The organism is Sphingobacterium spiritivorum ATCC 33861 (assembly GCF_000143765.1).
Lineage (GTDB): Bacteria > Bacteroidota > Bacteroidia > Sphingobacteriales > Sphingobacteriaceae > Sphingobacterium > Sphingobacterium spiritivorum.
Window position 1 is genome coordinate 1009206 of the sequence record NZ_GL379770.1, and the last position, 21594, is coordinate 1030799.

The following is a 21594-nucleotide window of genomic DNA, read 5'->3' on the forward strand; positions in this document are numbered from 1 at the left end:
AAAGTCTGTAGATATTGCTGGTAAGGACACGCAGCAAACGCGAGGAGGATAGTTATGTATATTTTACTTTTAAATGCGTCAGTTGGCGTCCCCGCCAACTGCTTACGTTTATATATTTTTCAAAGAGAGAGCTTTTATACAACTCCCTGTGCAATCATCGCTTTAGCTACTTTCAGAAATCCTCCTATATTAGCGCCTTTCAGGTAATTAATATAGTTGTCCTCATGACCGTATTTAACACAAGTTCTGTGAATATTTTCCATAATACCATGTAACTTCTTGTCCACCTTCTCTTTTGTCCATTGCTCTCTGATAGAGTTTTGAGACATTTCTAATCCCGAAACAGCTACACCTCCGGCATTGGCTGCTTTGCCCGGAGCAAAGATAAGGCGTGCTTTGTGAAAGAGTTTAATAGCTTCAGCAGTAGAAGGCATATTTGCACCTTCAGCTACACAGGTACAACCGTTATCTATTAGTTTCTGCGCATCTTCGCCATCCAGTTCATTTTGAGTAGCACATGGTAATGCAATATCACATTTGAACTCCCAAGGTTTTTTTCCTTCATAGTATTTTGCATCCGGATATTTTGAAATATATTTATCCAGATCGCGACCTATAGTTGCAATAAAAGCCAGTTTCTCTGAAGTAATTCCCTGTTCATCATATAATACACCCTGACTATTGGATAGTGTAATTACTTTAGCACCAAGCTGTATGGCTTTTTCTGCGGCATAGAAGGCTACGTTGCCTGCTCCTGAAATAGCTACGATTTTATCTTTCAGTTCTTCACTGCGGTAATCATAGATACAGGATACAAAATATAGTAATCCATATCCGGTAGCTTCAGGTCTGATATAGGAACCGCCCCAGTTGGCACCTTTACCTGTAAGTACACCTGTAAAATTATTTTGAAGACGCTTGTATTGTCCGAACATATAGCCGATTTCACGTTCTCCCACACCTATATCTCCGGCAGGAACATCTGTTTCCGCTCCTATATGACGATAAAGTTCGGAAATAAAGCTCTGACAGAATTTCATAATCTCCGTGTCCGATTTACCTTTCGGATTGAAATCAGAACCTCCTTTACCACCTCCGATAGGAAGACTGGTCAGACTGTTTTTAAAGACCTGCTCAAAAGCCAGAAACTTAAGTATACTTAGATTGACATTAGGTGCAAATCGTAATCCTCCTTTATACGGGCCTATTGCGCTGTTCATTTGTACGCGGTAACCCCTGTTTACCTCAATTTCGTTTTTATCGTTTAACCAGGTTACCCGGAAAGAGATTACACGTTCAGGTTCGGCAATACGCTCCAGAACTTTCATCTTTAGCAGTTCAGGTTGATGCTGTTCAATATAAGGGATCAGATCTTCCGCAACTTCAGTAACAGCTTGTAAGAATTCGGGTTCATTAGGATTGCGTTTTTCGATGTAATCAATAAATGTATTATATACTTTAGACATAAGGTATTAGGAAGTTTATTAAATATAGTTGCTAATATATAAAAAAAATGCTGCAATTGTTAATATTTTCACAATTGCAGCATCGTTAATTTGTTATTTTTTAATATATAGCAGGTTTAATTTACCATCCTTTAACCGCATTTCCTTTAAATATTTTACGGGCAACTTCTTCTACTTCCGGCGATTGGTAGGCCTGTACAAATTTCCTGATACGTTCATCATCTTTATTATCAGTACGGGTCACGATCAGATTGACATAAGGAGATTCCTTATCCTCTGCAAATAATCCGTCTTTTTCGGGATCAAGTCCGGCCTGAGATGCAAATGTATTATTGATAATAGCGATATACACTTCTTTATCATCCAGTACTCTCGGTAACTGAGGCGCTTCAAGTTCCAGAAACTTAATCTGTTTCGGATTTTCAACGATATCTGTTACTTTGGGCAGAATACCTGTATTCTGTTTTAATTTGATAAGACCTTGCTTTTGGAGAAGCAATAAAGATCTTCCTCCATTGGTCGGGTCGTTAGGAATAACGATAGTTTGTCCGGGAAGCAGTTCACTTATATTTTTGATCTTTTTGGAATAGGCTACGATAGGATATACAAATGTCTTTGCAACAGGAACAAGCTTATAGCCACGTTGCTTAGACTGTTCATCCAGATAAGGCTGATGCTGAAATGCATTTGCATCTAAATCTCCCTGATTCAGGGCTTCGTTGGGAACAACATAGTCATTAAACGTGACAAGCTCCACTTCCAGATTGTATTTTTCTTTAGCGACCTTTGCTGCAGTTTCTGCGATTTCCTTCTCAGGACCGGCCACGATACCGATTTTCAATGTCTGGCTGTCTTTTTTCTTACCGTTACATCCACTGAGTGTCAGTACTGCTGCAACAAGTATACATATGTGTTTTGTGCGTATGTTCATGTCTTATTAATTGTATTATCTGTGATTTGTTTTCTTTGCGATAAAATCTCCGGTAAACTGCAGTAAAAATACGATCAGTATGAGGAGGATCAATACAGCATTCATTATAAAAGCATCATATCCTATATAGCCATACTGATAGCCTATTTGTCCTAGTCCTCCGGCGCCTACTGCTCCACCCATGGCCGAATATCCTACTAAAGTAATAAGCGTTATCGTTGCATTATTGACCATTGAGGGCAAGCTTTCCGGCAACAATACCTTTAGTATAATCTGTTTATGAGTAGCTCCCATTGCTCTGGCTGCTTCAATCAGTCCCGCCGGTATTTCCAGCAGACTGTTTTCCACAAGACGGGCAACAAAAGGAGCTGCACCTATGCTTAGCGGGACTAATGCTGCAGATACGCCAATAGAGGTGCCGACCAATTCCCGGGTAAAGGGGATCATCCAGACGATCAGAATAATAAAAGGAATAGATCTGAAAATATTCACAATTACAGAAGTGATCTGATGTACAGCTTTATTTTGCATTATCTGTCCTTTGCGCGTCACAAACAGAAGAATTCCTGTGGGAAGCCCTAATAAAAATCCGAAAAAACCGGAGGCAAATGTCATGACCAGTGTTTGCCAGGTCCCTTCGAGTAACAGTTTAACTATGGTATCAGACATATCCTATAATTTCAAAAGATGAATAAGTAGTGTTCAGATAGGAGAGACTCTGCTGTATAGCCTGTGATTCACCGCTTAGTTCAAGAAACATCAGTCCAAAATTGGACTGACCGATGTATTCAATTTGTGCACTTATCAATTTGGCATCCGTATCATATAATCTTTGCAGATCAGAGATCAGCAGTGACTGTTGTTCGTCACCCATAATAAAGACTTTGACTACCGGATTCCCCGTTTGTTTTAATTTATTCTGAATTGATGGCGGAAGTTCGGCATTAAAGGAGGAAGCGATGAATTGTTGTGTAACGGCTTCTTTCGGCGCCGTGAATATCTGCTCAACAGTTCCCTGTTCGATGAGTCTGCCATGATCTAAGACGGCGACACGATCACAGATAGTCTTTATCACTTCCATTTCGTGCGTAATCAGCAATATAGTCAGATTCAATTTTTTATTGATAGATTTTAACAATTGAAGGATAGACCTGGTCGTATGCGGATCAAGTGCACTCGTCGCCTCATCGCACAACAAAATAGAAGGATTATTGGCCAGTGCACGTGCGATAGCTACACGTTGCTTTTGTCCTCCGGATAGGTTTGCAGGATAATCGTTAGCTTTGGATTCCAGACCAACAAGCTGTAATAATTCATGTACACGCTCCTTGATTGCTATTTTTGATTTACCTGTCAGTTCAAGAGGAAAAGCTATATTTTCAGATACGGTACGGGAGGAGAATAAATTAAAATGCTGGAAGATCATTCCTATTTCTCTTCTTTTGATCGTAAGCTCCTGTTGTGGAAGAGCCATAATATTTTGCCCGTTGAGCACAATTGCGCCATTATCAGGCCGCTCCAGCAGATTTACACATCGTATAAGAGTACTCTTTCCGGCTCCGGAGCTCCCGATAACTCCATAAATCTCTCCGGCGCTGATCTTTATCGAAACATCTGTCAGTGCATTTGTAGAAATGCCTTTACCTTTAAATGTTTTTGAAATATTGACTAACTCTACCATTTAACTATATTAATAACATTCCGTACAAAAAAACCTTTCATTACATACTGAAAGGCTTATACTTAAAAGGTGTTATATGCGCCAAAGGTATCAAATCTTTCTTTTTTTTCAAAGCAAATTCGGCATGTGATCTGTGAGATTAGCTACAGGGAAGCTGAACATTCACGTTTTATGGGAAATGTCTCAAAAGTGCTCTTTTTTAATTATTTTGAATTGTCAGATTTTGGCAATATAAAAGACTATCGATATTGTAGAGAATGATGAATGATAACAGCGTGTAAAATGGTATATTTCTTTTGTTATCAATGAATTATTAAATGCGATTTTTTAAGGAATGCCATAATTGAAAAATTGACTTTTTTATTTTTTTGGTAAAACTGTCAAATGTTATATTTGTATAAATAAAATATTACCTAAAATGCTTAACTTGCCTAAAGTTTAATTACAATGTTATCAATATTACAAACAAAACAATAGATTATTAAATAATATGGAAAATCAGGTTAAAGAGGCCAGCGGTAAGTTGGGGATTTTAATTCCGGGCCTGGGAGCTGTTGCTACTACTTTGATTGCCGGTGTAGCCGCTATTAACAAAGGATTGTCGTTGCCTATTGGTTCAGTTTCTCAATTGAGCCGTATTCGTCTGGGTAAACGTACAGAAGACAGAAACCCTCTGATCAAAGATTTCGTTCCATTGGCAAAATTGGAAGATATCGTTTTTGGCGGATGGGATGTTTACGAAGACAATGTGTATGTTGCTGCTTCTAAAGCAAAAGTATTGGAGCAAGGTCAGTTGGATCAGGTAAAAGATGTATTGGAAAATATCAAACCTATGAAAGCTGTTTTTGACAAAAACTTTGTCAAGAACCTTGATGGGACGCATATTAAAAGCGAAACTACACGCCGCGAACTGGCTGATGCTGCACGTAAGGATATCCGTGACTTTAAAGAGCAGAATGGCCTGGATCGTGTAGTGATTGTGTGGTGTGGTTCAACAGAGAGATATATCGAAACTAATGATGCATTTTCTACTGTTGCAAAACTGGAAGAAGCATTGGATAATGATGATAAGCGCATCCCGCCAAGTATGATCTACTGTTATGCGGCATTGATGGAAGGAGTACCTTATGTAAACGGTGCACCTAACCTGACTTGTGATGTACCGGCTATTGAAGAGCTGGCGCAGACAAATGGTGTGGCTATTGCAGGTAAAGATTTTAAAACAGGGCAAACGTTGATGAAAACCATCGTTGCTCCTGGTTTGCAGGCCAGAGCATTAGGTGTAGAAGGATGGTTCTCAACAAATATTCTGGGTAACCGTGATGGTCTGGTACTGGATGATCCTGAAAACTTCAAAACAAAAGAAGTTTCTAAATTATCTGTATTGGAAGAGATTCTTGATGCGAAGAAAAATCCTGAATTATATGGTGATCTTTACCATAAAGTAAGAATCAATTATTATCCTCCACATGGTGATAACAAAGAGTCATGGGATAACATCGATATCTTCGGATGGATGGGTTACAAAATGCAGATCAAAATAAACTTTCTGTGCAGAGACTCTATTCTTGCAGCACCGGTTGCATTAGATCTGGCTTTATTCATTGATCTTGCACAACGTGCGGGTATGTCAGGTATTCAGGAATGGTTGTCATTCTATCTGAAATCACCTCAGACAGCACCTGGATTACCTCCGGAGCATGATATTTTCAAACAGCTTATGAAATTGCAGAATACATTGCGTCATATGATGGGTGAAGATCTGATTACCCATTTGGGATTGGATTACTACCAGGAATTGGTAGACAGTATCCAATAATGATTTTGACAATATAATTTTTCAAAGGGAGGCGGTTCGCCTCCCTTTCTTACCATTACTTTTGCCAGTGATGGTAATTTTTAGTGATGAAGATGATACACTTTGCTATTATAGCTGCCGGAGAGGGATCCCGTCTGAAAGAGGAGGGGGTCGATCTTCCAAAACCACTATTGACACTGAACGGTGTTCCTATGATCGCAAGATTAATACGCATTTTTGCTGATCAGGGTGCTCCGGTTGTTCACATTATTATCAATAATCATTCTCCTGAGCTGAGAGCTTACCTTGAGGAAGAAATCTTTGATGTACCGATCCGCCTGATTATAAAAGATACCCCTAGTTCTCTGCATAGTTTTCACGCACTTATCGAGGCAAATCCGGATTGGGAAGCCTGCTGCCTGACGACTACTGATACAATTTTTAAAGAGGAAGATTTTGCTTCTTATCTGCAGGGATTCCGTACATCTGTACATGCAGATGCTTATATGGGAATCACTCCTTTTATAGATGATGAAAGTCCTTTGTACGTAAAGACAGATCCTCAACAGAATATACTGAGTTTTCAGGATCAGCATACGGAAGGTGTTCAATATGTATCCGGTGGTATCTATGGTTTGAGAAAGAATGCTATTGAGTTAGTGAAACGCTCTGTCGAAGAAGGTAATACGCGAATGCGTAATTATCAAAGAGATTTGTTGCTCAATCATTTAAATGTGAAAGGGCATATTTTTGGAAAGATCGTAGATGTCGATCATCTCAAAGACAAGGAAATGGCTGAAGCATTCCTTTTAGAAAAAACACTTAGTTAGTGCAAAAAAATGGCTGAAAAGATTAAGATTCTGGGAGTGACGAGAAAGAGCCGTTTCTCGCCAAATCATATTGGTAATGATGCTGCCATATTTAATGAAGTATGTGAAAAGCTGACTTTAACAGGTGCGGATATTGAGATTTGTAATGAAGATGAATTCATGGAAAAAGAATCTGTACCGCAGGATTTTATTGTCACGATGGCTCGTACCAAAACCTTGGTAAAAAGGTTGCAAAAATTAGAAAAAGAAGGAAAAACAGTCATAAACTCCGGATGGGGAATAGAAAACTGTTTTCGTAAAAATATGACCAATGTATTGCTGGAGGGAGGTATTCCTTATCCGGCCAGCTATGTGGTCTCAACAACCTCTGATATAACAGAAGTCTTTAACTCTTTAAAGGGGAAAGGTGTCTGGATAAAAAGAGGAGATTTTCATGCTATTCATAAGGAAGATGTGACATTTGCATCCTCTGCAGAAGAAGCAAAATATATTCTTAATGAATATGCGCTGAGAGGAATTAAAGAAGCTGTGATCTCTGAGCATCTGGTAGGCGATCTGCTGAAGTTCTATGCTGTAAAAGACACCGGGTTCTTTCACTATTTCTATCCGTATGAACATAATCACCACAAATATGCTGTATATGAACAGATCAATGGAGAGACGGTGCATTATCCTTTTGATGAAGAAAAATTAAAAATAATCGCTGATCGTGCTGCTACGATTCTGGGTGTTCATATTTACGGAGGGGATATTATCATCGGACCGGATGGTAATTTTCACATTATTGACCTCAATGACTGGCCAAGTTTTGCCCCATGCAGGGCTGAGGCTGCAGATGCTATCTGTAGTCTACTCAATAACGTCTTTACAACTCAACAACATGCAAAGAGAGACATCAGTATACAACAATCCTAATACTCCCGAAGAACAAGAAACGGCATTTGAACAATCTCTCAAATCCAATGATACAGAAGAAAGAATTGACATATGGTTTTACAGGCCGATAGGATTCAGAATAGCCCAGGTCTGTGCAAAAATCGGGATTACACCTAATGCGGTCACTATTATCAGTATTTTCTTTGGTGTAGGTGCCGGTATTTTATTTTATTATCCATCCCTGTGGATCAATGTGATCGGAATGCTATTACTGGTCTTTGCCAATTCACTGGACTCTGCTGATGGACAGCTGGCCAGAATGACAGACAATAAAAGCCGCTTTGGACGCATATTAGATGGATTTGCAGGCGATTTTTGGTTTGCTTCTATTCATATTGCGCTGTGTCTGAGACTTATGAATGAAGGATGGTCTGCATGGGTATGGGTTCCGGGCGTACTAGCCGGGGTATCACATGTCTTCCAATCTGCAATGGCCGACTATTATCGTAATGTACACTTATATTTTATCAAAGGAAAAGCAGGTAGCGAACTGGATAACAGTCGTGATCTGCAGGCTGAATTTGATCAGATGAGCTGGAGTAAACAAGCATTCAGCAAATTTGTATTGAATGGTTATCTGGGTTATACACGTATGCAGGAACGCTTATCTCCTAATCTTCAGCAACTTTTAGGGTTGATCAAAGCCCTGTATGTTGACAGTTTGCCTCAAGAATTGGTAACAGAGTTCAGAACCATGAACAAGCCGCTGATGAAATATACAAATATCGTACAGTTCAATACTCGTGTTATCTTTTTGTTTTTGTGGCTTTTCATCGGAGAGGTGTGGTTATACTTTTTCTTTGATATGTTTGTATTGAATCCTATTCTGATTTATATGATCAACAGACAGGAAAAGGTTAGCGGATACTTTGTAAATAAACTCAAAAGTTAGACTCTAATGGCGAGTAAAATCTATAAAATTATTTTCTTTATTCTGGGGCTTGGTACTTTGGGTTATATGGTCTATTCCCTTGGCCCGGAGGTGATATGGGAAAATATTGAAAAGACGGGCTGGTGGTTTATACCGGTTTTGCTAAGCTGGCTGGTCATCTACCTGATGAATGCTATGGCTCTGCGGGATATTCTTCTTGAAAAAGATAATCCTAAAACCAGACTGCCGTTTGGTAAAATCTTTCAATTGATTGTTACCGGTTTTTCTATTAATTATATCACGCCTTTTGTGGCATTGGGCGGGGAGCCATACCGTATTATGGAACTGAAGCCCTATGTGGGGAATTCTAAAGCCGGATCATCTGTATTGCTATACACGATGATGCATATCCTTTCCCATCTTGTATTCTGGGTGGCATCGGTAGGCCTTATTCTCTGGTTTGTACCTGCAAGTAAAATTGTCGTAATCGCCTGTGTGACTATTATACTGATGGCTGTGCTGGGTGTCTGGTGGTTTTCAAAAGGATACAAAAAAGGTATTACCGTGAGTTTGATGAAGTCCCTCAGTAAGCTGCCGTTTGTAGGAAAAAAAATAGCGCTGTATGAGCAGGAGCACCATGAACTTCTGACAGATGTAGATAATCAGGTGAGGTCGTTATATGTAGATCGTAAGAGAAATTTCTATACCTCTTTATGCTGGGAGTTTTTTGCGCGTGTAGTAGGCTGTGCTGAGATTTATTTTATAGCCCATGCATTAGGTCTGCCGATGACTTATGTCGAATGTCTGATCGTAAGCTCCGGCTCATCTCTGTTTGCCAATCTGATTTTCTTTTTCCCTATGCAATTGGGGACGCGGGAAGGGGGAATGGCTATGGCTGTCGCCAGTGTAGGGTATCAGGCTTCAGTAGGCGTGTTTATTGGTATCGCTACCCGTATACGGGAGCTGGTATGGATAGCTATAGGTCTTCTTATGATGAGCTTTGCCAGAAGAAGCAAAACCAAAAGAGAAGCTCAGTTAAATGATTCAGAAAATTAAATGAACCGGAAGAACTGATTTAGAGACCCCATTAATTAGAAATCCGGTACATAAAACAAGACTAAATACATGAAAAAAATAGAAGGGTTAATATTTGACTACGGAGGGACATTAGATTCTAACGGACAGCACTGGGCTGCCGTGCTTTGGTCATCCTATCAGAAATATGAAGCCGGAATTTCAAGGGAACAATTTGATCAGGCTTATGTATTTGCAGAGCGTAAAATGGCTACACATCCCATTATTACCGAGGATTTTAATTTTCTTCAGGTGCTGCAGGCTAAGTTAAGTGTACAATTTGAGTATCTGGTTTCTCAGGATATCAGACTTGATAATCAACTGGCGGATCTTATTGCGAATGATGGATATGAACTGGCCAAAAATAACGTGCTACGTGTCACAGAGAGCCTGAATCGTCTGCATGAAAAGTATCCGGTGGTGATGGTTTCAAATTTTTATGGTAACCTCACTTCTGTATTAAGAGATTTTGGGATTTACAATTGTTTTGACAAGATTATAGAGTCCTCAGTAGTCGGAGTACGTAAACCGGATCCTGCTATTTATGCTTTAGGAGTGGATGTGATCGGACTACCTGCAGCAGATTGTCTGGTGATAGGGGATTCCTACAGTAAAGACATGGTGCCTGCAAAAGCCTGCGGTTGTCAGACGCTTTGGCTTAAAGGTGAAGGATGGAAAGGGGATGATGAAGGAGAAACAAAAGATGCAGATTATACTTTTTATGATATAGGAGATCTGGAACGTATTATTACAAACTGGGAATCCTTATAAAATATTTCAATGAAATGCTTATATAGTATGCCTATCTGTACTACTAAAAATGCCCCGTTTTTTCGGGGCATTTTTAGTTTATTTCTTTGTAAACATTCCGGCAATATCGTCCAGAAAATTTCCGTCTTTATTCTTGTCAAAGAATCCGCTTACCAGATCTGCAATACCACCACCTGACGATTGCTGTTGCTGACCATTAGCCGAAGCATTGTCATTTCCCCCTCCGTTTAACAATCCTCCCAATAAGTCTCCGATTCCTCCCGAATTACTTTGGGCTGCTTTTTCTTTACCTACATAAGCCATTACAATAGGAGCTAGAGTCGAAAGGACTGTACCCACTGTTTCTGAACTTATTCCGGTCTTGGAAGCAATTTCATTTTTTACCTGATCAGAGTTTTTGCCAAACATATGATTGATAATTTTGTCATCATCCTCGCTTGGGCCATCTTCCACGATCTGATCTACACGATCCAACGCATCTCCTGTATGTTTGTTGTCTAATGCATTGTTCAGGCTTTCTGCTTGTTCTGATTTTTTACTGGAGTTGTATTTTAGTGCTGCAATCATCAAGGGTACTGCAATTGCGACCATCCATTTGGCTTTGGTCTCGCTGATGCCCAATTTTCCAGCCAGTGCAGTAATGACTTTAGTGCCAATGCCGCCCGTAATTAAATCAATCATTCCCATAATTTTATAGTATTAGTGTTATTAGATCATTTTGACAAAATCTGTTCCAAAGATTCTGTTGTTTATGAAATGCCGGTTTTTAGATTAAACAATTTCTGTGACTGCTTTGTTTGATTAATTCCATTCACATTTATAACGGTAAAATACCACATTGGGCGTGCGATATGGATAAGTAAATGCACAAACAGGATCGATCGTATAAAATAAGAATCTATGAAAAACAGAGATAGTTGTCGGATTAGCCCAACAACTATCTCATAATATAGTTAGTGTTTTATAATTTTAATCTGCAACGCTTATCCAGAGACAGTCATTCAGAATGCGAAAACAAACCCAGTTATTTTTTCAATGCCTCCCTAATTCTTGCCTCTGTTCCGTTTTCACTGGGTCTCGAGGCATTGTTATCGAAAATCCTACCTTCTTTATCAATAATCACATAATGCGGGATACCATTAATATTGAAAGCTTTTGCAATAGGAGTATCCAAACCGGAACGGGCCTGAGATAAGAGGTGAATACCTTCAATCTTATCATCGGCAATTGCTTTTTTCCAGTCATCAACCTTACTGTCAAAACTCACATACAGAAAAACCACATCTTTAATGTCTTTAAATCTGGCATGGAGCTTAGGTGAACCATTTTGCATCTCATATCTGCATGGGCCGCACCAACTGGCCCAAAAATCAATGTAAACTACTTTACCCTTAAAGTCTTGCAATGATACCTCTTTGCCATCCAGGCTTTTCAAGGAAAATGCCGGTGCCATTTGGCCTGCAGACATCTTTAGCTTTCTATTATATTCATCCAGTATTTCCCCGGCCTCTGCTGCGCTGGCGTATTTGGCAATATAATCGTCTATAGTAGGTTTGGTCAGGGAAACGTCTTTTGCTTGATCCAATACTTGTCTAATACAGATTTTAAAGGCTTCATCTCTTATCATACCAGCCGGATAGTACTTCAGAATCATTTTATATTCATTGAGGGCATCCTTCAGCTCATGCGGACTATCCATCTTACCGGCTAACATTATTTCACGTCTGTGCAGATAAGAAGGGTAATAAACTGTAAGCAAGTATCTGTAATTAGGAATGTTGAGTAATTGATCATCAAACTTTACCTGTTTAATCAAATCTGCAAAATCTGGTGGCAGGCCTTCGCTCATCTTAAACTTATCTTTTTTTTGATGAGCCACCATATAACTTGTCCAGGCCTTATCCTGCAACAGCTCGTATTCAAGGTTCACTTTTTGGAAATTGTAAAATCCGGGCGTTACTTTTGCCTTGTTGGCCATCAACAGGTCAATAGGTATCTGATCGGCCTTGTATACAGTATCCATAATTTGCGTTGGCACTGACATGTTTGTGTAGTTAATTTTTTTATTAAAATTATCAAGAGCCTTCATGTAATTGTTTAAAACCGTAGAATTGGCAGCATCTTTACCAGAAAAGACAATTTTCTGATCAAAATCTGTTTTGAGCTGCAGATCTTCACCACTTTCTAGAAAAGCATAAATCTGTTTATCTTTAGGACCGTTAATAATAACTCCTATTGGGAGTTTATCTTTTATTTCAAATTTGTATTTGCTTCCTGCATCCGGTTTAGCATACAAATTATAGCTATCGTACTTAAAAAGACGAATTGAATCTAATTTTAAGCCCCCCTCTAAATCTACAGTGATGGTAGCCGTTTTTTGTTGTGCTATGACTAAGCTCGTATATAAACAAAGCAATAGTATTAACGTTATTTTTTTCATTTTTTTAAAAGATTTAATTTCAAAATAGATTAAGGGTTTTGCGGCATGCCGGGATTAGCGTCCGTAATGTATCGAGGAAACCTAAAAGTGAGCCTTTCGGGCTTTAAAGTATAGCTGGAGGTAATATCTCCTTTTAGGTTATAAATGTAGTGCCTGTTGCCAACAGTCGATTTGTAAACAGGATCTACAGAGAGCCTGCGCATGTCAAACCATCTTTCGCCGGTTATCGGAAATTCACGTATCCGTTCTTCAAGGATAAATCTGGTCAAGGCTATCTTATCACCGGCAATACCGGGTGCTATAATGGCTTCAGCTTCCGGCATCCTGTTTTTTCTAAAGGCCAGCATATCAGTTGCAGCACCACCAGTATCGCCCAGTCTTGCCTTACATTCGGCTCTTAGCAGGTGTATATCAGAAACATTGATGCCCATGTTATAATAATACCGCCCGTATGCCCTCTTCATGCCTGATGGATACATTTTCGAAGATTCATAGACAAGACTATCCATAAACATTCGCCTCATGTCATTCGCCGTAAATAATTTCATAGTCTCGGGATTAAGGACCAATGCTGACCGGTTGTACCAGTAAAAATTATCAGTGTTTCCCTTTAAATAAAGAATTTCTTTATCTTTATAGGGATCGTCTCTGGGGGGACCCGATAACGGATCGGACGGATAAAATGAACCGCCTGGAGCCAGTTCTGTATTAAAATCATACAAACCTACGGGCATGGTGGCCGTACCGAGGTCTTTTAATGATGCTTCCAGCAAAGGCAGTGCAAGATCAAATTTACCCATGTACATATAAATTTTGCCCAATAGGGCTTCGCCTGCTGCCTTGGACATGCGTATCCTGTTACTGGCAATAGGCAGGTCGGGTATAGCCTGCGTAAGGTCGCTCACCATGAGGTCGTACATTTCTTTTACAGTAGCTCTTGTATATTTGGTCTGGCTTATATCAGCTTCTTTAATAAGTGGTGCCCCTAAATCAGTAGCCGCTGTAGCTTCGTTGTAGGGCCTGCCATAAAAATTGGCCAACGTAAAATTAACCCAGGCCCTTCCGGCCAGTGCCTCTGCTTTAATTCTTGCTTTTTCGGCCTCAGTCCCTTCTTCGGAGCTGGGCACCTCGTTAATAATCTTATTATAGATATAAGTCTGGGTAGAGAGTAATGAGTATTCCGAATTTTTATCCTCGGGCAGGTAAAAGTCATCTTCCCAGCGAAATGCTTTTTGGTGAGCGAGAGATGCAATGTCAGTAGCGAAGAGCTCGTCTATTCCTGCCACTTCATCGCCCATCACCGGCGTAGAAACAGGCTCAATTGATACTAAATGAAGACCATTTAAGAGTAAATCGTACTCAGAGGTTTTCTTTGCGATCAGTAAACCTTTGGGATTTATTTCAAGAAAACCTTTCTTACAACTGCCCAAACTGACCAGCAGGTAAGTGATACAGAGGATGTATATATATTTGCGTAACATATAATTTTGTTTTAAAGGGTTAAACGAGCACCAAGTGTAATGGTATTTTGGTTTACCGGTATTGTTCCGGTATCGAAACGGGCATGTTGGAATTCCGGATCAATACCATAATTGTTGTTTTTCCACAACATCAGGTTGGATATCTGGAGCCTGAATGACAGACCTTCAGCCTTAATTTTTCCAAGCAGTTTCTTTGGTATCTGATATGACAGCGACATCTCCCGTATTTTGGCAAAGTCGGCACTAACTACATTGGTGCTTCCCCGGACATAATAATCAGTAAATCTTCCCCTCCCGCTTTCTTTAGGGTTTGCAATAAATGCCGGAATGTCTGTTTTAGCCTCATCACCCGGTTGCTTCCACCTGTTTGCAAAATCGGCATGCAGGTTTCCTTTTGTAAATTCTCGCCCTCTTACTAAATAGCCTCCCGTGTACGTTTGGTTTACATTCCTGAACATTACACTACCCAGATTGAAGACCATATTTACGTTAAAAGAAAAATCCTTATAAATAAATTGATTAGCTAAACCACCGCTCCACTTGGGCTGATAAGGACCCATAAAAAGTGCATCTGACGGCTGGGTATTGAATTGGTCTTTGGTCAGGCTGCCATCCGCTTTTCGCAACAAGGGGTTACCTTCTTTATCCAGCCCCCCATAGTTATAGGCAAAAATTGCAAACGCAGGGTAACCGGCAGTAAAATCATTTGCCACCTGATTTTGCGCTGTAACAATAGGATTTTGAAGCATCCCCAGATTAGTAATCTTATTTTGGTTATAGGAAAGTGTAAATAAGCTGTTCCATGCAAAGTCACTTTTAACAATGTTTTTTGAGTTCAACAACAACTCTATCCCCTTATTGGACAAACTACCTATATTCCCGCTAATATAGCCTGATCCCGCCAGTGGATTGATCGGTAAATTCCCTAAAAGATTGCTGGTATTTTTGTAGTAAATATCTAATGCACCACTTATGCGGTTTTTGAGCAATCCAAAATCCAATCCCGCATTGTAGGTTTTGGTGCTTTCCCAGGTCAGGTAAGGATTGGCATAGCTGGTTATGATAAGTGCCTGACCATCAGGTGAAGCTGAAGTTGTTACTGGAGACAATATGTCTTTGGAAGTGGCGTAACCCGGCATTGGTGGATTGCCAGTAATGCCATAAGTGGCTCGCAAAGCCAATTGGCTAATGGTTTGCTGCACATTCTGCATCCAGCGCTCATGATGCATATTCCATCTTAGCCCTACGCTCCATACCGGCTTACGTTGTGCCGCTTTATTAAGGCCAAATAAATTGCTCCTGTCATTTCTCCAGCTTGCGCTTAAGCTATATTTTCTATCAAAGGCGTAGTTTGCGTTGGCGTAATAAGAAATAAATCTGTTTCTCGGGACCGACTCGATCTCTCCAAAAAATGAATTGGCTTCTAAAACAGAACGGCTAGGGTTGTTCACCTGGGCTAGTATTGGATTTCTGATACCAGGGTTAACCAGGCTAAGGTAATCGAGCATAGCATACGATTGCAGATCAATATTATAACCATATACAGTGCTGCTGTTGCTGATCGTTCTTTGCTCCTGTACTTCCTGTCCGATAAGTGCGGAGAGTTGATGTTGTTTATTTTTCCAATCGGCAGTATAGTCCAGCTGGTTTCTAAACACCCAGTTTTGCTGGGTGGCGTTGCTTACGCTGTACTGCCCGCCTGCATTAGGCAGGTTATACGTGACGGTACCATTACTATTGGCTACCGCAAAATTGAGAATATTGATTCTTTGGTTGTAATTGGTCCTATCGTAATATTGCTGCATTCGATTACTACCATGCACGTAGCCATAAACTCCTTCAAAACGTAATCCTTTTACAATATCAACAGTAAGGCCGGAATTAAAGCGACCGGTAAAATTTTTACGATTTCTGAAACCGGTATTCGCGTCATCGATGGGGTTGTAGTTAAGTCCTATTTTTCCCTTATTTTCTATGGTGGGCCGTTGTTCTTCACTTAACAAGCCTAGATAAGACATATCAATCGGGTTACCAGCGGAGTTTTTAAACAATTGGTATGGAACAAAGCGATTATCGGGTGACACCCAATTTGTCGATGAAGCGGTTTGATAACTGAGGTCGGCGATGACGTAAAGACGTATACGTTTGGTAAATGAGAAATCCTGACGGGTATTAAATTTAAAAGTCTGGTCTTTACTTCCGGGTGTTGAACTACGGTTATTGGTATAAGCAGCAGAGTTATAAAAATTATGTTTGTCGCCTCCGCCGCTAATCGAAATGGTATGATTGGTAAGCATGGCATTACGATAAAAAATATCACCCATTTGGTCTAAATTGCTTATACGCGACAGACTATCCAGTTTAGCATTTCCCTGAGCCTGGGTTAACACCCCCCGTTCCATATCATACATAATCTGCCGGTCCGGCGAGATACCAGAAAAAGTACCCATATAAGGGTTATAGTTAGTTGCTATACTATAAGGCCAGTAAACGGGATCAAAAGTTTCTCTTGAAGCCTGAATGTACTGTGCACTGTTCAATACGGGGAAATATTTATAATCAGGCTTGCCCTGAAAATTTACAAAACCATCGTAACTGATTTTAATACTTCCGGTTTTCCCCCGTTTAGTAGTGATTACAATAACACCATTGGATGCTCTGGCTCCCCAAATGGCTGTAGAATTGGCATCTTTCAGTACCGTAATATCATCAATATCCTGTGGGTTTACGGAGTTAATATTGGCCATATCCATGGCAATACCATCTACTACCACCAATGGGTTTCTATTGGCATTGATGGTAGTGACTCCTCTTATTAGAAACGGGTTGTTACTGGCACTGGGCGAATTGTTAACGACCAGACCGGGTACCAGACCGTCTAATCGCTGTAGCACATTCATAGAAAAACTTCTTTCAGCTATGATCTTCATATCTGGATTGATACTTGACCCAGGACTTAAAGATTTGGCAATTTTTTGGTAACCGGTATTCACCACCACTTCTTGTATTTGGTTTTTAGCAGGGTGCAAGGTAATGGTACCCATATTTGCGGCTGCTGTAGCACTAAAAGTTTCATAACCTATGTACGAAATGTACAAGATTGCTTTTTGATTTACATTTTTAAGCACAAACTTTCCATTTGCGTCTGTTTGAGCAGCTACTTTTGTACCCTTGGTGGTTATCTCAAAGTTGGTTGTCTTTTTGTCTTCTGTATATTCCTCTACAACAATGGCAACAGAAGCACCCTCCAATGGTTTTCCATTTTCATCTACCACCCGTCCTTTCACTTCTGTTTCCTGAGTGGTCAAATGAGCAGAGGTTTTCCTGGCAGCCTCTATCACCACTATTTTCCCATCGATGGAATAGGTAAGGTTGGCTAGTTCACAAAGGCTTTTAAGGGCTTCTTCGAGGCTCGCGTTTTTTAATTTAAGGTCTATAAGACCAACACTTTTGTTAAGCGAATTATGGAATAAAAAATCGTAACCGGTTTGCCGCCTTATTTTTTTCAGGATGTTTTCAATGCTTGATTTTTGCTCATTCAGGTTAATGCGCTGCCCATAGGTAAAGGCACTTAGCTGCATAAATGTTATTAAAAGCAGAGCAACGGTTAGCCGCATAACGGCTAATTTATGTCTATAAATTTTATACATTTGTTTAGTTTTTGGTTAGTGCATGGTGTTACAGGGTTTGAAGATTTACACCTTGCATTTTAAGTTGATTATATAATGAGCTAAGCCAAACTCAAAATCAGAGGTGTTTCGGCACTTCTGATTAATTTTTCCAAGGGCTTTTATCAGGTCTGTTTTTCTACTATAATTTTCCTCCCTTCTATTTTAAAGTGTATTTTTCCTGCGCGTTGTATACGATTAAGGACCTCCGAAAGTTTACTTTTTCTGGAAATCCAGCCAGCTAATTCAACCTGATCTGTTGCTGCGTTTTCGCTGTATTCAATTTGTACATCATACCATCTGGCAATTTTTTGCATCATTTCCTTGAAGTTTTCCCCTTTAAAAACAAAGTCGCCATTTTTCCAGGCCATCGTATGTTCTGTATCAGCATGGTGTATACTTAAGTTTTTATCTTTTAGGATGGCTTGCTGTCCGGGAAGCAACATGTTGTGATTAATTTTTATCCTTCCTTCCAGCAAGGTGGTTTTTGAAAGCATATCATCAGGGTAACTACTAATGTTAAAATGAGTACCCAACACTTCTACTACCTGCGCTTTACTTTGTACAATAAAGGGATGAGCCTTATCCTTTGCCACTTCAAAATATGCTTCTCCCTCTAGGTCAACTATTCGTTTGCCCTTATTACTCAGTACCGGATAATAGATTAACTTGGTAGCGGCATTGAGCCAAACCTCCGTACCATCCGGCAATTGTACCTGATAAGTTCCCCCACGTGGGGTTTGTAAAGTAACAGGCTGGTTGATTAACTCGGGTTCATCAAGCAGTTTGGAACCATCATTGTAAGTCAATTGGCCTTTAAGCACTTTCACCCCTGTTTTATCCTTACTTAAATCTATTTTGCGGCCATCTGCCAGCACAATCCAGGCTTTATTAGAACCAGGCTCTATATCGTTAACTGTTTCTTCTGTGACGTGCTTATTCACTGATTGATACCTGTAAAAATAGAGGCTAATCCCAATGGCCAGTACTAAAATGGCAGCAATGGATCGGATTACAAAACGTAGGTTGTACAGCTTAACAGGCTTTTTTCTGGCATGCTGTAGCCTGTTCCAGATCCTATCTAAGCTCTCATCTATTTGCTCTTGTGTTAAATGTACAGGAGTCTGGCGCCAATTAAGATACCATTCTTCCAATAAGGCCAGTTCTTCTGCTGTACAATTTCCCTTATCAAATTTTTCGAGCAGTGCTTTTACCTGATATTTGTCCATTTCTTAACTAGGGTTATTTATGCTATAGACCCTTAACTAAAAGTCTGCAGGTAGGTGGATTGAAAAAAAATATTCACAACAACATAAAAAGCCCTTATAGTAACTTTAATTGAGGAATTGTAGTGGGTAGGAAAGGGGAGTTTAATTTCAACTATGAAATAATCGGTAGTATTAATACCGCATTAACAACATCAGATAGGCAATGAGTCCAAGTTTGTTTCTTAAGATTTTTAAGGCATTACTAACTTGTTTTGACACTGTTTGTTCTGAAATGTGCAATTGCCCGGCTATTTCCTTGTGGGATAGATGCTGTTTACGGCTAAGTTCGAAAATTTCACGCATTTTCGCCGGGAGTGCCGCGATCTCTGCTTCTATCATCTCCATCATCTGGTTTTCCCTGACACGATGGTCTGCCATATTGCCTGCTTGTTCTGCAACTTCATGAAACGAAGCAATATAAGCCGATTCAATATCTTTATGAGCCAGCAATTTAAAAATACGATTACGTACGGCAGTGTATAAGTAGCCCATAAGGTTGCTTTTGAGCTCGAAGGTTTCGCGATTGTTCCAAAGCGTGGCAAAAAGATCATGTATAATATCTTCCGCCTCCGCTTCGCTTCTGAGCTTTTTAAGGGCATGTACATAGAGCAGCTGCTTGTACCGATCGTAAATTTGAGCGAAAGCAGTACGATTACCTTGTTTCAATAAAGCAACAAGTTCTTGATCAGAAAGGCAGGTGTATGTAAACATTTAAAACTTTAATTTATGATAATCAAAATCTTTGGTGTTATAGCAAGTTTGAAGTTAGTGTAGGTTAAAATTATATAAAAGAAATCAATAATAGTGGAAATTTATTAAACTTTCGCAATATAATTTCGAAAATACTTGTTATTTCATCTTTAAGATCATTTGGCTTATTAAATAATCTGATAAGAAATTAGGCTTATTGACTAATGTACTTTAACACGCTTTACATGAGATTGTTGTGTATTTCTACTGCTATGACCGCTTTGGTCTTTTGGATATTATAGCTTTTTCTTTTTTCCTTACTCCATGTCCCAAACTACTAACCTGTCAACATAGACCAGCTCTGACAGTACGCTGAGCATTGGCAGTTAAATCTTAAAAAAAGAGAGATAGAGTTGTAAAAATGCCGTCACAGATGAAACGACGAATGTGATTATTCCAGATCTGTGTAGAATCCAACCGATAATACCAAACAGCCATTCATTGTGACTGATTCATAGTTCTAATGGACTTGTCGGGTTAAATTACCGCCATATTCTTAAAACCGACGGATATCAAATAAAAAAATCCAGACGGTATACATGTTGTCTGGATTTTTTTTTATGCTCCCTGTACGCAGGTTATGGAAGCATAGTATGAAGTTCTTTCGTAATCGTATCAATATCTTGCTGTTCGATTTCCAAATCACCTGCTCTTGCATTGCTTATAGTCTGTGATGCATTACGCGCGCCTGCCAGTGCGATAGTGATTCCGGGCTGGGCTACTGTCCAGCCTAATACCAGTTGTCCGAGGGTCACATCGTATTTATCTGCAATAGGTTCTATTGTTTTCAGAAATGCATTTGTTCTGGCAATACTGTCATCTGTAAAAGATGGAAGATTAGCACGGTGGTCTCCTGCTCCGAATTGTTGTCCGGGTTTCATTTTTCCGGTAAGGAGTCCTCTTTCCATCGGACTGTAGGCAAGTATTCCGATATCGTTAGCGATACAGTAAGGCACAGTTTCTTTTTCTATACCTCTGTTGACCATAGAGTAAGGAATCTGATTGGATATAACGGGACATACAGAAGCAGCTCTTGCTATCTGCTCTTTATCATAATTACATACTCCTGCATATCGTATTTTACCTTGTTCTATAAGTCGGGCTACGGCCTCAAAAGTTTCTTCAATTGCTGTGGTCTTGTCATTCCAGTGAATCTGGTAAAGATCAATATAATCTGTTCCCAGTCTCTTTAGTGACTGCTCACATTCGTATATTACGCTGTCCTTAGCTGCGTATTTATAGATTGTAATATCCTGTCCCTGATTGTTTTTACTGGGACCTACAAGATCACCCTGATCCGTATCCCAGCGCATGCCGAACTTAGTCAGAATCTGAATCTTGTCGCGCGACAATCCCTTAATAGCTTCACCAACAATCTCTTCACTTGTGCCCTGCCCATAGATAGGCGCAGTATCTATAGAGGTCATTCCTTCTTCCAAGCCAGCTTGTATCGCTTTTATAGCCTCATTACGATCTGTACTTCCCCACATCCATCCTCCGGCAGCCCATGCGCCAAAAGTAATAATCGATAGTTGAAGATCGCTTTTTCCGATTTTCCGATATTTCATAGCGTTCGTTTTTTACTTTCCCTAAAAGTAACAGTCCTTTTCTCAAATTAAAAGTGAGTCT

Annotated in this window: 17 protein-coding genes; 6 read left to right on the plus strand and 11 right to left on the minus strand. The window is 39.8% G+C overall.

What is annotated here, in order from left to right; all coding sequences use genetic code 11:
• Positions 1–134: 134 nt before the first annotated feature.
• The 4 genes from gdhA to HMPREF0766_RS04395 form a co-directional block, all read right to left on the minus strand.
• On the minus strand, positions 135–1466 hold the full coding sequence (gene gdhA, locus HMPREF0766_RS04380; RefSeq protein ID WP_002994062.1) for an NADP-specific glutamate dehydrogenase: 1332 nt from the start codon (positions 1464–1466) through the stop codon (positions 135–137).
• Between the two features lie 121 nt (positions 1467–1587).
• Positions 1588–2397, minus strand: a complete 810-nt coding sequence (metQ, locus tag HMPREF0766_RS04385; protein WP_002994063.1) for a methionine ABC transporter substrate-binding lipoprotein MetQ — start codon at positions 2395–2397, stop codon at positions 1588–1590.
• Between the two features lie 15 nt (positions 2398–2412).
• Positions 2413–3066, minus strand: coding sequence for a methionine ABC transporter permease MetI (gene metI / locus HMPREF0766_RS04390; RefSeq protein WP_002994064.1), 654 nt, complete (start codon positions 3064–3066; stop codon positions 2413–2415).
• The gene (locus tag HMPREF0766_RS04395; RefSeq protein ID WP_002994065.1) at positions 3059–4078 is read right to left on the minus strand and encodes a methionine ABC transporter ATP-binding protein; all 1020 of its coding nucleotides are present in this window, start codon (positions 4076–4078) and stop codon (positions 3059–3061) included. Before HMPREF0766_RS04395 ends, metI begins: the two co-directional genes overlap by 8 nt.
• 490 nt (positions 4079–4568) lie before the next feature.
• Between HMPREF0766_RS04395 and HMPREF0766_RS04400 the strand changes: the two genes are divergently transcribed.
• The 6 genes from HMPREF0766_RS04400 (at position 4569) to HMPREF0766_RS04425 (ending at position 10358) form a co-directional block, all read left to right on the plus strand.
• Positions 4569–5897, plus strand: coding sequence for an inositol-3-phosphate synthase (locus HMPREF0766_RS04400; protein ID WP_002994066.1), 1329 nt, complete (start codon positions 4569–4571; stop codon positions 5895–5897).
• Positions 5898–5989: 92 nt separating this feature from the next.
• A complete protein-coding gene (locus HMPREF0766_RS04405) occupies positions 5990–6706 on the plus strand; it encodes a nucleotidyltransferase family protein (protein ID WP_248676707.1) in 717 nt (238 codons plus the stop codon).
• 9 nt (positions 6707–6715) lie between these two features.
• Positions 6716–7621, plus strand: coding sequence for a hypothetical protein (locus HMPREF0766_RS04410; RefSeq protein WP_002994069.1), 906 nt, complete (start codon positions 6716–6718; stop codon positions 7619–7621).
• Positions 7587–8534, plus strand: coding sequence for a CDP-alcohol phosphatidyltransferase family protein (locus HMPREF0766_RS04415; RefSeq protein ID WP_002994070.1), 948 nt, complete (start codon positions 7587–7589; stop codon positions 8532–8534). Before HMPREF0766_RS04410 ends, HMPREF0766_RS04415 begins: the two co-directional genes overlap by 35 nt.
• A gap of 6 nt (positions 8535–8540) precedes the next feature.
• The gene (locus HMPREF0766_RS04420; RefSeq protein WP_002994072.1) at positions 8541–9569 is read left to right on the plus strand and encodes a lysylphosphatidylglycerol synthase transmembrane domain-containing protein; all 1029 of its coding nucleotides are present in this window, start codon (positions 8541–8543) and stop codon (positions 9567–9569) included.
• Between the two features lie 69 nt (positions 9570–9638).
• Complete coding sequence (locus HMPREF0766_RS04425; RefSeq protein ID WP_002994073.1) at positions 9639–10358, plus strand: HAD family hydrolase; 720 nt, start codon at positions 9639–9641, stop codon at positions 10356–10358.
• A 78-nt stretch (positions 10359–10436) separates the two neighbouring features.
• On the opposite strand, the gene HMPREF0766_RS04430 is transcribed toward HMPREF0766_RS04425, so the two are convergent.
• The 7 genes from HMPREF0766_RS04430 to HMPREF0766_RS04460 form a co-directional block, all read right to left on the minus strand.
• On the minus strand, positions 10437–11039 hold the full coding sequence (locus HMPREF0766_RS04430) for a DUF937 domain-containing protein (protein WP_236590548.1): 603 nt from the start codon (positions 11037–11039) through the stop codon (positions 10437–10439).
• 343 nt (positions 11040–11382) lie between these two features.
• The gene (locus tag HMPREF0766_RS04435) at positions 11383–12798 is read right to left on the minus strand and encodes a TlpA family protein disulfide reductase (protein WP_002994076.1); all 1416 of its coding nucleotides are present in this window, start codon (positions 12796–12798) and stop codon (positions 11383–11385) included.
• A gap of 29 nt (positions 12799–12827) precedes the next feature.
• Entirely contained in the window at positions 12828–14279 is a 1452-nt protein-coding gene (locus tag HMPREF0766_RS04440) for a RagB/SusD family nutrient uptake outer membrane protein (RefSeq protein WP_002994077.1), read from the minus strand.
• Positions 14280–14290: 11 nt separating this feature from the next.
• The gene (locus HMPREF0766_RS04445; protein WP_002994078.1) at positions 14291–17929 is read right to left on the minus strand and encodes a SusC/RagA family TonB-linked outer membrane protein; all 3639 of its coding nucleotides are present in this window, start codon (positions 17927–17929) and stop codon (positions 14291–14293) included.
• Positions 17930–18072: 143 nt separating this feature from the next.
• Complete coding sequence (locus tag HMPREF0766_RS04450; protein ID WP_002994079.1) at positions 18073–19176, minus strand: FecR family protein; 1104 nt, start codon at positions 19174–19176, stop codon at positions 18073–18075.
• 171 nt (positions 19177–19347) lie between these two features.
• The gene (locus tag HMPREF0766_RS04455) at positions 19348–19926 is read right to left on the minus strand and encodes an RNA polymerase sigma factor (RefSeq protein WP_002994080.1); all 579 of its coding nucleotides are present in this window, start codon (positions 19924–19926) and stop codon (positions 19348–19350) included.
• 617 nt (positions 19927–20543) lie between these two features.
• Positions 20544–21533, minus strand: coding sequence for an aldo/keto reductase (locus HMPREF0766_RS04460; RefSeq protein WP_002994082.1), 990 nt, complete (start codon positions 21531–21533; stop codon positions 20544–20546).
• Positions 21534–21594 lie beyond the last annotated feature (61 nt).

Bases quoted from the DNA above. Each gene is read 5' to 3' on its own strand.
- metQ (WP_002994063.1), bottom strand. From the start codon at position 2,397: ATGAACATACGCACAAAACACATATGTATACTTGTTGCAGCAGTACTG.
- HMPREF0766_RS04395 (WP_002994065.1), bottom strand. From the start codon at position 4,078: ATGGTAGAGTTAGTCAATATTTCAAAAACATTTAAAGGTAAAGGCATT.
- HMPREF0766_RS04460 (WP_002994082.1), bottom strand. From the start codon at position 21,533: ATGAAATATCGGAAAATCGGAAAAAGCGATCTTCAACTATCGATTATT.
- HMPREF0766_RS04450 (WP_002994079.1), bottom strand. From the start codon at position 19,176: ATGGACAAATATCAGGTAAAAGCACTGCTCGAAAAATTTGATAAGGGA.
- HMPREF0766_RS04445 (WP_002994078.1), bottom strand. From the start codon at position 17,929: ATGTATAAAATTTATAGACATAAATTAGCCGTTATGCGGCTAACCGTT.
- HMPREF0766_RS04420 (WP_002994072.1), top strand. From the start codon at position 8,541: ATGGCGAGTAAAATCTATAAAATTATTTTCTTTATTCTGGGGCTTGGT.
- HMPREF0766_RS04400 (WP_002994066.1), top strand. From the start codon at position 4,569: ATGGAAAATCAGGTTAAAGAGGCCAGCGGTAAGTTGGGGATTTTAATT.
- HMPREF0766_RS04405 (WP_248676707.1), top strand. From the start codon at position 5,990: ATGATACACTTTGCTATTATAGCTGCCGGAGAGGGATCCCGTCTGAAA.
- HMPREF0766_RS04415 (WP_002994070.1), top strand. From the start codon at position 7,587: ATGCAAAGAGAGACATCAGTATACAACAATCCTAATACTCCCGAAGAA.
- HMPREF0766_RS04425 (WP_002994073.1), top strand. From the start codon at position 9,639: ATGAAAAAAATAGAAGGGTTAATATTTGACTACGGAGGGACATTAGAT.
- HMPREF0766_RS04440 (WP_002994077.1), bottom strand. From the start codon at position 14,279: ATGTTACGCAAATATATATACATCCTCTGTATCACTTACCTGCTGGTC.
- gdhA (WP_002994062.1), bottom strand. From the start codon at position 1,466: ATGTCTAAAGTATATAATACATTTATTGATTACATCGAAAAACGCAAT.
- HMPREF0766_RS04435 (WP_002994076.1), bottom strand. From the start codon at position 12,798: ATGAAAAAAATAACGTTAATACTATTGCTTTGTTTATATACGAGCTTA.
- metI (WP_002994064.1), bottom strand. From the start codon at position 3,066: ATGTCTGATACCATAGTTAAACTGTTACTCGAAGGGACCTGGCAAACA.
- HMPREF0766_RS04455 (WP_002994080.1), bottom strand. From the start codon at position 19,926: ATGTTTACATACACCTGCCTTTCTGATCAAGAACTTGTTGCTTTATTG.
- HMPREF0766_RS04410 (WP_002994069.1), top strand. From the start codon at position 6,716: ATGGCTGAAAAGATTAAGATTCTGGGAGTGACGAGAAAGAGCCGTTTC.
- HMPREF0766_RS04430 (WP_236590548.1), bottom strand. From the start codon at position 11,039: ATGATTGATTTAATTACGGGCGGCATTGGCACTAAAGTCATTACTGCA.